The sequence below is a fragment of the Desulfomicrobium apsheronum genome (assembly GCF_900114115.1).
GTDB classification, from domain to species: Bacteria; Desulfobacterota; Desulfovibrionia; order Desulfovibrionales; family Desulfomicrobiaceae; genus Desulfomicrobium; species Desulfomicrobium apsheronum.
Genome location: NZ_FORX01000016.1, coordinates 99,786 through 112,240 on the forward strand (window position 1 = coordinate 99,786; position 12,455 = coordinate 112,240).

At 58.2% G+C, this 12,455-nt stretch carries 9 protein-coding genes; 8 read left to right on the forward strand and 1 reads right to left on the reverse strand.

What is annotated here, in order from left to right:
* Positions 1-8: 8 nt before the first annotated feature.
* The 8 genes from phoU to BMZ40_RS14335 all read left to right on the forward strand — a co-directional run bounded on the left by phoU (position 9) and on the right by BMZ40_RS14335 (position 11,986).
* Positions 9-677: a phosphate signaling complex protein PhoU gene (gene phoU / locus BMZ40_RS14300; RefSeq protein WP_092377181.1), complete on the forward strand. Its 669-nt coding sequence runs from the start codon at positions 9-11 to the stop codon at positions 675-677.
* Positions 678-803: 126 nt separating this feature from the next.
* Positions 804-2,099, forward strand: a complete 1,296-nt coding sequence (locus BMZ40_RS14305) for a hypothetical protein (protein WP_092377184.1) — start codon at positions 804-806, stop codon at positions 2,097-2,099.
* 8 nt (positions 2,100-2,107) lie between these two features.
* A complete protein-coding gene (locus BMZ40_RS14310) occupies positions 2,108-2,863 on the forward strand; it encodes an MlaA family lipoprotein (RefSeq protein WP_092377187.1) in 756 nt (251 codons plus the stop codon).
* A gap of 300 nt (positions 2,864-3,163) precedes the next feature.
* A complete protein-coding gene (locus BMZ40_RS14315) occupies positions 3,164-4,903 on the forward strand; it encodes a YeiH family protein (RefSeq protein WP_092377190.1) in 1,740 nt (579 codons plus the stop codon).
* A 57-nt stretch (positions 4,904-4,960) separates the two neighbouring features.
* Complete coding sequence (locus BMZ40_RS14320; RefSeq protein WP_092377193.1) at positions 4,961-5,194, forward strand: hypothetical protein; 234 nt, start codon at positions 4,961-4,963, stop codon at positions 5,192-5,194.
* A 203-nt stretch (positions 5,195-5,397) separates the two neighbouring features.
* The gene (locus tag BMZ40_RS14325; RefSeq protein WP_092377195.1) at positions 5,398-7,839 is read left to right on the forward strand and encodes a c-type heme family protein; all 2,442 of its coding nucleotides are present in this window, start codon (positions 5,398-5,400) and stop codon (positions 7,837-7,839) included.
* Between the two features lie 2 nt (positions 7,840-7,841).
* Positions 7,842-9,284, forward strand: a complete 1,443-nt coding sequence (locus BMZ40_RS14330) for a sigma-54-dependent transcriptional regulator (protein WP_177193189.1) — start codon at positions 7,842-7,844, stop codon at positions 9,282-9,284.
* 338 nt (positions 9,285-9,622) lie between these two features.
* Positions 9,623-11,986 (forward strand): PAS domain-containing sensor histidine kinase, encoded by a 2,364-nt coding sequence (locus BMZ40_RS14335; protein WP_177193190.1) that lies wholly within the window; start codon positions 9,623-9,625, stop codon positions 11,984-11,986.
* On the opposite strand, the gene BMZ40_RS14340 is transcribed toward BMZ40_RS14335, so the two are convergent.
* The coding region (locus BMZ40_RS14340; RefSeq protein WP_177193191.1) for a chemotaxis protein CheW at positions 11,969-12,455 on the reverse strand (487 nt) is incomplete at its 5' end. The genes BMZ40_RS14335 and BMZ40_RS14340 overlap by 18 nt on opposite strands.

The following is a 12,455-nucleotide window of genomic DNA, read 5'->3' on the forward strand; positions in this document are numbered from 1 at the left end:
AGTGAAAGATGTATACGCATTTGCATGAAGAAATCGAAACGCTGAAGCTCAAGGTGCTGAAGATGGTCTCCCTGACCGAGGACGCCGTCCAGAAGTCCATCCAGGCCTATGTGAACAAGGATCTGTATCTGGCCGAAGAGGTTCAGGACGGGGACGTGGAAGTAAATCGTCTGGAGGTGGAGATCGACGAGCTGGCGCTCAAGCTGTTGGCCCTGGAGCAGCCCGTGGCCGGAGACCTGCGCTTCATCCTCGGGTGCATGCGCATCAGCGTCGATCTCGAGCGCATCGCCGACGAAGCCGTGAACATCGCCGAGCGGTCCATCATGCTCAGTTCGCGGCCGCCGTTGCCTTTTCACCAGGACGTGCTGGAGATGGGCACTAAGGCCCTGGCCATGCTGCGGCACGCGGCCCAGGCGTTCTCCTCCAACAACGTGGAGGCGGCCCTGCAGGTCTGCCATCTGGACAACGAGGTTGACGTGCTGAACCACAAGAACATGCGCCAGGTCATTGAATACATGATCCACGAGACTCCGGCCATCGAGCGTTCCGTACACACCATCATTCTCATCCGCCGTCTCGAGCGCATCGGCGATCTGGCCACCAATATTGCCGAATCAGTGGTGTTCATCGCCCAAGGGGTGAACATAAAACACAAACTGTATTTCGACGAGCGTTGATCCCGTACCCGTACATGATTTGCAAGAGGGCGCCTGCGGGCGCTCTTTTCATTTATGGTGCAAAAGCTTGCGCTCACACCTTCAACTGGCTAGTGATCCCGGATACATCACCGTGGAGGATTGCGCATGCATCGCGCCCTGCTATTATGCTTTTTCGTTCTGGCCACCTTCGCGCCGGCCAGTGCCTATGAATATCCGTTCAAGAATCCTTACGAGGCCACCGTCCTCGGCACTCTGCCGCGTGACGAGTTTCCGCTGGACTCCATCCGTCCCGCCAAGTTGCGCGACCTCAATCCGTTGAGTGAGTTGGGCACGGTGCGCGCAAGAGAGCTCCTGCTGCATGAGCGGCCGGTGCCCGAAATCCTCTGGTATGACGACACGTTGCAGTACTCCGTTGCCCTGCAACGCAACGTGGCGCCGCTGCTGTTCATCATTGCCGGGACAGGCTCTTCCTACGACTCGGCCAACTGCCGCTTCCTGCAGGCGGTCTTTCACCGGGCCGGGTACCATGTGGTCAGCCTGTCATCGCCGACGTATCCGAACTTCGTGGTCAGCGCCTCCACGACCCAGGTTCCGGGGTTCATTCCCCAGGACGTTGCTGACCTGTACCAGAGCATGGACGCCATCGTGAACGAAATTGGCCGCGACAGGATATCCTCCTACAACCTGACCGGTTACAGCCTTGGCGGAACTCAGTCCGCTTTTCTGGCGGAGCTGGATACGCGCGAAAAGCGTTTCGGATTCGACAGGGTGATGCTCCTCAATCCAGCGGTCAGCCTGCTGACCTCTGCGACCATCCTCGACCACTTGCTCTCCGACAACGTGGTCGACCGGACCGAGGCCGCAAGGGTCGTGGCCGATCTGGTCTCCGATCTTTCGGCGGCCTATCGCGGTAGCGACGAGGTCAATTTCGGCGACGAATTTCTTTTTGCACTGCACGGGAGCCGTTCCATTTCCGAAAAGGAGCTCAAGATCCTCATCGGCGTTGCCTTTCGTGTCTCCCTTGCGTCCATGGTCTTTACCAGCGACGTGTGCACGGGAGCGGGATACATCTCCCCGAGAGGGCACGTCATCGAGAAGAACGAGTCCCTGTCGCCTTATCTGGACGCGGCCGTGGGCGTGAGTTTCGAGGATTATGTGGATGAGTATCTTTTGCCTTTCCTGGCCTTCACGGACCCGGCCATGACCCGGGAACGGGCCGTGGTGGCCAGCAGCCTTGAATCCATCGCCCCTTTTCTGCGCGAGTCCACAAGCATCGCGGTCATGACCAATGCCGACGACCCCATTTTGACCCCCGACAACCTCGATTTTCTGAAACGCACGTTCAACGGCCGCCTGACGCTCTATCCGGCAGGGGGGCACTGCGGCAATATTCGTTATCGAGACAACGTCGCGGCCATGCTCGATTTTTTCCGCAAGTGAGACAAACCATGCGCATATTTCTTCTCTGCCTCATCCTCTTCGTCTCCGCCGGATGCGCCACCAACGGACAGCATCAGCCCGGGCCCTTTGAGGCCCCCGTTCATCGCGGCCTGCCGGAGGACCCCACTCTGGAGCGGCATTTTTTGGTGCATGACCCCTGGGAGGGGTTCAACCGTAACATGTACCATTTCAATGCCCAGCTTGATCGCTATGTCTATCTGCCGGTGGTCAGAACCTACGAAGCAATTCTGCCCGACAGCGTTCAGCAGGGTGTTTCGAATGTTTTCAACAATCTGAAAGAAATACCGATTTTCGTGAACTCCGTCCTGCAAGGCAAGGCCAAAAAGGCTTCGGTCTCTTTGGGCCGCTTTGTCTTCAACACGACCATCGGCCTCGGCGGCATCATCGATGTGCTCGGAAATGGCGGCATCCCGCAGGAAAACGAGGATTTCGGGCAGACCCTGGGCTTCTGGGGCGTGCCCCCCGGTCCGTATCTGGTGCTGCCCGTGTTCGGGCCTTCCGGAGTGCGTGACACGGGAGGCGTGTTCGTGGATGCGGCCATGACCATAAACCCATCGTACGGCCTCTTCCAAGACATGAGCTGGATTGCACGCGAGTCGGTGTCCACCGGCGTTTACGGGGTCAAGGCTGTCGATGCGCGTCATCAGGTCAAGTTTCGCTATTACGAGACAGGAAGCCCCTTCGAGTACCAGCTGGTGCGCTTCATCTACTCCAAGAAGCGCGAGCTCGACATCGATAAGTAGTTTTTTTCTTTCCCCGCTGCCTTGAAAAGGCGTGGCGTTCTTCTCGAACGACCACGCCTTTTTTTATCCTTTTGCGAAATTTTAAACGGCAAGAGAATACAGGTCTTGAATTTTGTGGTGCTAACTTGTGTTTGCAGTGCAAATCGTACTTTGCGCTTTTTTTTAAGTATGAAATTGTAACATGCTGAAATCATGATGTCTTATTTTTCTTGCAGACATGGCAGGGCTTTTGCTTTGCCTTGGTCGTCAAAATAACTGGCGAGAATTACGCTTCAAATTATCGAGGAGGAAGAAAGAAACATGTCAGAAGAAAGCAGCAGCGTCGTCATCGACCACGGGAAAAGCCAGTGGTCGGATTTGTGGAAGAAAGAGGACTTCCTTGCCATCTGGCTCGGTTTTATCATTATTTCCGTTTGCGTCCTTGCGTACACGACTTTTGGTCCCAAGGCTGAGTTTGCCGAGAAGATCGCCACCGCCAACCAGATTCAGGAAGCGGAACTTGCCAAGGCTCCGTTCAAGACCATCGCCTGGCACAATGCTCAGGACGCCAAGAAGCTCAAGGGCTCCAGCTCCGCTTTCGGCAAGTTCGCATCCCACTGGACCAAGACGCCCGGTTCCTGGAAGACCAACCCCATGGACTCCTTGATCCGCTCCGAATCCCAGGCCCAGGCTCTGAACGAAAAGGGCATGCCTAAATACGAAGAGGCCAAGGGCAAGCTTGAAGTGGCACTCGCCGCTGCCGTGGCCGCGGAAGAGGCTGCGGCCGGCGCATCCTTCCAGAACCAGGCGCTCAATGACGAGGCCACAGCCAAGATTTCCGAGTGGCGCGACGCACAAAAGGCCGTCGGGGATGCCAAGAAGAAGGTCGGAAACAAGCCCTACAACTACATCCCGACTCTTATCGGCCTGTGCATATTCATCGCGCTTATTTTCGGTGCCGGCATTGCCATGATGGGCAAGAGCGCGCCTGCGTTCCTGCAGGGTTTCGTGATGGTCTTCCTGGTCGCCGTCCTGGCGTACATTCTCGGCGGGCAGGCCATTTCCAAGCAGTACGGATTTGGCGCCGAAGCCTGGGGCGTGCTCCTGGGCATGGTCATAGCCAACACCGTGGGTACTCCCAAATGGGTCCTTCCGGCCTGTGAGGTCGAATTCTTCATCAAGACCGGTCTTGTGCTCCTGGGCGCGGAAGTGCTCTTCAACAAGATCGTGGCCATCGGCACTCCCGGCATTTTCGTGGCCTGGGTGGTCACTCCCGTTGTCCTTGTGCTGACTTATATCTTTGGCCAGAAAGTGCTGAAGATGCCTTCCAAGACACTCAACGTCGTCATCTCCGCCGACATGTCCGTGTGCGGTACCTCCGCCGCCATCGCCGCAGCGGCGGCCTGCCGGGCCAAGAAGGAAGAGTTGACCCTGTCCATCGGTCTGTCCCTGGTCTTCACCGCCATCATGATGATCGCCATGCCCGCCTTCATCAAGGCTGTCGGCATTCCGGAGATTCTGGGCGGCGCCTGGATGGGCGGCACCATCGACTCCACCGGCGCGGTGGCAGCGGCCGGCGCGTTCCTGGGTCAGAAAGCCATGTACGTGGCCGCGACCATCAAGATGATCCAGAACGTCATGATCGGTGTTACCGCGTTCTGCATCGCCGTGTACTGGTGCACGAAGGTTGACCGCGTGGCTGGCAAGACCGTTGGCGCAGGAGAGATCTGGCATCGTTTTCCCAAGTTCGTGCTTGGCTTCATCGCCGCGTCCATCATCTTCTCCATCCTGGATCAGGGCATGGGTAAGGATCTTGGCGACGCGGTCGTGGATCAGGGCATCGTCCGCGGCGGCACCAGGCTTCTGCGCGGCTGGTTCTTCGCCCTGTCTTTTGCCGCCATCGGCCTGTCTACCAACTTCCGTGAACTGGCCAAGTACTTCAAGGGCGGCAAGCCGCTCATCCTGTATGTCTGCGGCCAGAGTCTCAATCTTGTCTTGACTCTGACGATGGCCTACATCATGTTCTACGTGGTCTTCCCCGAAATCACGGCCAAGATCTAAATTGTCTCGAAAAACAGCCGGGAGGAACTCCCTCCCGGCTTTTAAGGACGCAACGTCATGACTGAAAAAAGCTTGTCTGTAAGATTGAAGAATTTCGTTCTGACCATGGGCACCGCCCTGGCCTTCGTCTACCTGTTCCTGCCTTTTTTGACCGACTCCTTTGGTGTCCTGAGCCGCATGTCCTCATATCTGGACGATAACGGCATCGATCCGACCCGTTATTACTACACGGATGTTGCACAGGTGAAGGAAGGAGAGGATTACCTGCGTTTTGCCCTGGAAGAAAAATAATCGAGAGGCCTTCCCGTGAGGGGGCAAATTTCAGATCAGGAGCAGCCGCTCGTTTTCAGGTCTTGATTGGAGGACTGCAGAGCACTATTGAAGCCTTTGGTGGCCTTTTTGGTCCGGTCTCGCCGACTTTCTGAGCGGACGCATCTTCATACACTTCACACACGTTTCCATCGCCACGGGAAGCATCTATTTCAGGCGAGCCCATGCACCTTCTCAAACCATCAAAGATACAGACCAAATTTGTTTCCGGGCTTTTGGTCGCCTCCATTGTTTTGGGCATCGTCTTTTCCGTCGGCTTTTATCTACACATGAAAAATGTCCTTGAGGAGGAGGTGCGGGACAAGGCCCTGCTCATCTTCACCCATGTGGACTCCATCCAGCACTACGTGCGCGACATCCTGCGCCCGGCCATGTACGAGCGCCTGCCCGCTTCGTTCGTCATCGAGGCCATGTCCTCATCCTACATCTCCCGGACCATCATGGCGCCGATCAACGACGATCGCGGCGGCACCATATATCGCCGCGTGGCCATCGACGCACGCAACCCCGCCTACGAGGCCAACACGCATGAACGGGAACTGATCCGCTATTTCAGGGCCAACCCCGAACAGGAGTTGTGGCAGGGGTACAAGACCATGGACGGGGAAAAATATTTTCTGAAAGTCCGTGCCGTGCGTTTCGAGGAAGGGTGCATGTATTGTCACGGCAGGCCCGAGGAAGCTCCGCCTGAGCTGTTGTCCCTTTACGGGGGCCGGGGGTTCGGCAAGGAGGAGAACTCCATCGCCGGGGTCGATTTCGTGGGCATCTCCGTGCAGAGCAGCGTGGGGCGCGTGCAGCAGACCATCCTGACCTACTTCGCCTTTTTCGCTTTCGGCGCGTTGCTGTTTTTTTCCGCGACAAATTTTCTGTTCCGCGTCCTGGTGGTCAACAATTTGAAACGGCTCAACAGCGTTTTCAGACGCAACGTGGTCGATGCGGAAGGCTCCGAGCTCCTGCACAAGCTAGAGCAGGGCGACGAGATCGAGGAACTGGTCGAAGGTATGGAGCAGATGGGCAATCATCTCTTCGAGGTCCGCCACCAGCTCCAGGATTATGCGGAAAATCTGCGCAAGATGGTCGATGAGCGCACCGAGGCCCTCTCGCATGAGGCCGAAGCCCGGCAGGAGGACGTGCATCTCTTTGTGCGTCTGCTGGAGGACATGCGCCGCAGCGGGTCGCGTTCGGAACTCTGGAGCCTGGCCCTGCCCGAGATCTGCAAGCGCTTCGGGGCGCGCAGCATCGCCTATGTGTGCACCATGGTCTCCAGGAACTACTATGTTTGGCCCGAGTCGTCCGTTGTGCCCGAGTTGCCCGAGAACATGGTGGAGGTGCTGACCGGCAGCGCCTGCCTGCAATCGGGCTCCAGGATTTTCGTGCCGGTGGAGTCGAGTTCCGGAAATGCCGAGGGCATCCTCTGCCTCTACTGGGACACCGAGGCCGAGGCTTCGAAGCACGATCAACGGGTACTCACGGCGCTCGGCCGTCAGCTCGGCACGGCAGCGGAGAACCTGACTGCCATCGACAGTCTGCTGCGGCAGATGAACGTGCTTGAAACCATCGTCGAGGGCATCACCGATCCGCTGGCGCTCATGGACTCGAACTGCGCCGTGCTGACCGTGAACCAGGCCGCCCGCCAACTGACCTCGGAATTGACGGACGGCGAGCGCACGGACGGCAACATGCTGTCCATCTTTTTCCATCCGTTGTCCGATCATTGTCCGATGGTTGACGCCATTCGCGGCGGCACACCGGATCTGCGCGAAGTCGAGCTGCCCGGCGGCAGATCGTTTTCACTTTCGATGTACCCGGTGCGCAGTTCCGACGGGCAGACGGACCGGGTGGTCGTCTATGTGCGCGAGACCACCATGGAGAAGCGCATGCGTTCTCAGGTCTGGCATTCGGAGAAGATGGCCACCGTGGGCAAGCTCACGGCGGGGCTGGCGCATGAGATCAACAATCCGCTCGGGGTCATACTCTGTTATGCCGGACTGTTGCGCCAGACGATCTCCGATCCGCAGCAGGCCTCGGACCTGAACATAATCGAGCGTCACACCAGACAGGCGCAGCGGGTCTTGCAGGAGCTGCTCAATTTTGCCCGCCCCAAGGCTGCCGGATCGGGGACGGCGGACGCCTGCGCCGTCGCCGTTTCCGTGTCCGAAGTTTTTTCCGTGCAGGCCGCCAAGAAGCGGGCGCACTTGACCGTGGAACATCCCAGGGAGCCTCTGTCCGTGCGCATGGGGATCGGCGAACTGGAGCAGGTGATCAGCAACCTGGTCATCAACGCCCTCGACGCGGTCGGGGAGGATGATGGTGTGATCGTTGTCCGGGTCGCTCCCAAGGATGGACGGGTGGTCATCGTGGTGGAGGACAACGGGCCGGGTGTCGCGGCGGCGGATGTTCCGCATATTTTCGATCCCTTTTATTCGACCAAGGCCATTGGCGCGGGGACCGGACTGGGTCTGGCCGTGGTCTACGGCATGGTCAGGGACGTGGGCGGAGAGGTCTTTGTCGAGCATTCAGCCCTCGGCGGCGGGCGCTTTGTCGTGCTCCTGCCGTCCGGAAACGATGACCTGGAATCGGATACTGCGCACCAGAGGAAGGATTGAGCATGGAAGTCATGGGAGCACCCAGTGTAGTCATCGGAGGTCGGGTCGTCATTGTCGACGACGAGGTGGACTTCGCGCGCGGTCTGGCCAGGCTTGTCTGCGGACAGTTTCCCGGCCTTGAAGTGGAAGCCGTGCATAGCGCGGCCGAAGCCCTGCGGACCCTTTCGGCAAAGCCCGCCCAGCTCATGATCACGGATTTGCGCATGCCCGAGATGACCGGATTGCAGCTTCTGTCCCAGGCCCTTGGCCTGCTGCCGGATCTGAGCATGGTCGTGCTCACCGCCTACGGGACCATCGAAACGGCGGTGGAGGCCCTGCGGGCCGGAGCCTATGATTTCCTGACCAAACCCATCGAGCCGGAGCAGCTTTTTCGGGTGGTGGAGAAGGGGCTGGAGCGAAGCCGGTTGTTGGAGGAAAACAATCGCCTGCGCAAGATTCTGGCCAACAAGGAATGCGGCGGCGAGCTGGTCGGTGAAGGCGCGGCCATGCGGCAGCTCAAGCGCACCATTGCGGCCGTGGCCCAGTCCGAATACACGGTGCTGGTTCGGGGCGAATCAGGCACCGGCAAGGAGTTGGTGGCCCGCATGGTGCACCATCTGGGCGTACGGGCTTCCCGGCCGTTTCTGGCGGTGAACTGTCCTTCCATTCCCGAGAATCTGCTCGAAAGCGAACTTTTCGGCCACGTCAAGGGCGCCTTTACCGGGGCCGACCGCGACCACAAGGGGCTCTTCGCCGCCGCCGACAAGGGAACCATCCATCTGGACGAAATCGGGGACATTTCCCCGGCGGTCCAGACCAAGCTGCTGCGGGTCATGCAGGACGGGGAGGTTCGGCCAGTTGGATCGAACAGATCCTCACGCGTGGATGTGCGCGTGGTCGCCTCCACAAATCAAAACCTTGAAGCCGCCATGCAGGCCAAGACCTTTCGCGAGGACCTGTATTACCGGTTGAACGTGCTGACCATAACCCTGCCGCCCCTGCGCGAGCGGGCCGAGGACATTCCGCTTTTGGCCGGACACTTCTTCCGGGCGGCCTGCCGCGAGATGGGGCTGGCCGAAAAACAGGTCGATCCGGAGGTCATGCACTGGATGGCCACCCACCCCTGGCCTGGCAACGTACGTGAGTTGCAGAATTTCGTACGCCGTCTGACCGTTTTCGCCACCACGGAGCGGGTGGACATGAATCTGCTGCGCATGGTGCAGCAGGGCGGCTGTCTGCCCGTACCCATGAGCAAGAGCCAGAACGGAGGCGACGCCGCGCTGGAACCCTACAAGAACGCCAAGGCCGATGCCGTGACGGCATTCACCCATTCCTACGTAAACGAGCTTCTGGCCCAGACCAAAGGCAACGTGTCCGAAGCGGCCCGCGTCTCGGGCCTGTCCCGCGTGGCCCTGCAGAAGATCCTCTCGCGCATGGGCGAAAGCGCGGCGCGATTTCGGGATTGAGGCGTCTGCCTTCCTTCTCTTGGCATCGCCAAACGCTTTTCGTCGTTGTAATCTTTGTGTATGTGCAAGTATCTCAAAACATGACACCTGCTTTGTCGGCGCTGGCGGAATGAACCGCAACCTGTCGGCCGTCACCTATTTTAGTTTGAAACTCCAATCATGTTTTGAGATTGGAGGATGCTCTTTTGAACGTGATGAACACGGCATTTCCGTCCGCACTGCATTTTGACGCCGGTCTACCTGCCTTCCTTGCTCTCCTGCTGACATTTGGCGCGATCTCGTTTCTGTTTGGCGCGTTGCTCATTGTCCTTGCCCGCCTTCGATCAACCAGGACTTCCTTGGAAACACGCGCTCGCGAATTGCGTTCCGCCCACAAGAAGATCGAGACGCTGGCTTGTGAAAAACGTGAATTCGAAGAGAAGTTCCAAGCCATTTTCGATAATTCACCGTATTCCATTGCGTTCAACGCGCTCGACGGTACGTATTTGGATGCCAATAAAGCTTTTTTGTCCCGATGGGGCATTTCGCGTGAAGAGGCGCTCGCCCGTTCGGTGCAGGATCTTGCTGCGGTCGACAATGATGAAAGGTTGCGTTTTATTCAGATGCTTGAGCGCGATGGGACTTTCAGCAACATGGAAACGAAGATTTCCAAGCCTGACGGCGGGGTGGGCTATGTGCTGTTTTCCGCATCGCTGGTTTCCCTTGGTGGGCTGACGAGCGTTTTGTCCACGGCCGTGGATGTCACCTCGCTCAAAGAAGCGGAGCAGAACGTCAAGCGCTGGCGGCAGAAGTTCGATCTGACCACTGCCGCAGCCAAACTCACCTTCTATGAATATGACGTGGATAATGACGTTCTGACCTGGAGCGGGAGTATGCTGGACGTGTTGGGGTACGACCCGCAGGAGATGCGGGGGGGGCTCGACGTCTGGATGGAACTGCTTCACCCGGAGGACGCGGACAGGGCGACGGCTCTTTTCGAAGAGGCGTTGTCGCAAAGGAAGAGGTACATCATCGAGTACCGCCTGCGGCGCGAAGATGGTTCGTACGCCGATGTTTTCGAATATGGGCAAATGTTCGCCAGGACACCCGATTCGCCAAGGAGGGTGCTTGGCATCATTCAGGACGTTTCCGAAGCCAAACGCACCGAGAAGGCCTTGATGCAGAGTGAGGAGAAGTATCGGGCCATCTTCAACAACGCTCCCATTGGGATTTTTCGCACCAGCTATGCCGGGCGTTTTCTGGAGGCCAATCCGACCCTTGCGCGCATGTTGGGGTACCGGGACCGGGATGAACTCCGGTCCTCGGTGGAGAGCCTGGACACAGGCATTTATCCCCATCCCCACACGCGTCGCGACATGCTTGAATCCCTGCTCGTCTCACCAGACGGAATACGCAGGGATATCGAATTCAAACGCAAGGATGGATCGCCTTTTTACGCCGTGATCAACGCATCCCTGCAATTCGACGATTCAGGTCGTCCCGCCTACCTCGACGGCACCATAGAAGACATCACCACCCGCAAGGCCGCCGAAGACAGCCTGCGGCAGTCCGAGGAAAAGTTTGCGAGTATATTTCGCCTGTCCCCGGACGCCATCGTGCTTTTCGGACTGGATACGCAGCGCATTCAGGACGTCAACGACGCCTTTGTCGTCCTGTTCGGATTTTCCCGGGAGGAAGTGCTGGGCAAGACGACCCTTGAACTGGGGCTGTATAAGACGCCCGCCTTGAGAGATCGACTGTATGAGCTGATGCATGAGAGCCAGATAATCAGGGACTTTGAATTAACCGGCCATGGGAAAGACGGCGAAGAGATTCGCTGCCTGCTTTCATGCCAAGTCATAGGTATCAATGGCCGGTCACTCGTTTTTGCCGTGATACGCGATCTGCGCGAAATGAAACGCATGCAGCAACTCATGATCCAGACGGAGAAAATGCAGTCCCTCGGCGGATTGGCGGCGGGGATGGCGCATGAAATCAACAATCCTTTGGGTATCATTGTGCAGGGCGTGCAAAATGTCACGCGCAGGCTCGACCCGTTGTTGGAGCCCAACATCGAAGTTGCCAAGAGACACGAATTGGACTTGCACCGCCTGGGCATGTTTCTCGAAGAACGCAACATCTTCCGCTATCTGCAGGGGATCCGCGATGCGGGTGAGCGCGCTGCGGCTATCGTGTCGAACATGCTTTCCTTTAGCCGTAACAGCGAGCGGACGTTTTCCTCCAATGATCTGAGCGCCATTGCCTCCAAGGCCTTTGAGTTGGCGGGCAAGGATTTTGATTTAAAAAAGCATTATGATTTCAGAAGATTGAATATCGTCAGGGAGTATGATCCCGATTTGCCGCTGGTGCCCTGCGTCGGCACGGAAATCGAACAGGTGCTCTTGAATCTCGTACGCAATGCCGCGCAGGCCATGGCCCGATCCGGGATGGAAAATCCGACACTGACCGTACGCACGAAAAAAATGCGGGATTGGGCCGTGATCGAGGTGGAAGACAACGGGCCGGGCATCCCCAAGGACGATCTCTCCCGTGTATTCGAGCCGTTCTACACGACCAAGAAGATCGGCGAAGGAACCGGGCTCGGGCTTTCGGTGTCGTACTTCATCATTACCAACAACCACCACGGACACCTCACCGCCTCTTCGCGCGAAGGCCGGGGAACCAAGTTTGTCATCTCCCTGCCGCTACACCCGGACGCGTGATACGAGCGGCGTCGAGCTGGCCGCGACAAGCGCCGCGATGTCGAGGATGAGCGCCATGCTGCCGTCGCCCTTGATGGTGGCTCCGGAAATTCCGCGTATGTCCTGATAGACCTTGCCCAGACTCTTGATGACGGTCTGGTGCTCGCCGATGACCCTGTCCACGACGATGCCGACGCGCCGTCCCTGCGAGTTGCAGACCACGACCTGCTCGATCTCCGGGGTCTGCCCCGGAATCTCGAAACCGGCGCGCAGGCTGACGTAAGGCACCATCTGGCCGCGCAGGTTGATCAGATCGGCGCGGTCCTTGTCCTTGCGGATGAGCTCCACGCATTCTTCCACGGCGGACAGGGGCATGATGAAATAGCTGTTCTCGACCTGAACTTGCAAACCGTCGATGATGGCCAGGGTCAGGGGGATGCGCACGGAGATGGTCGTGCCTTGGCCGGGAACGCTCTCCAGGGAGATGCGG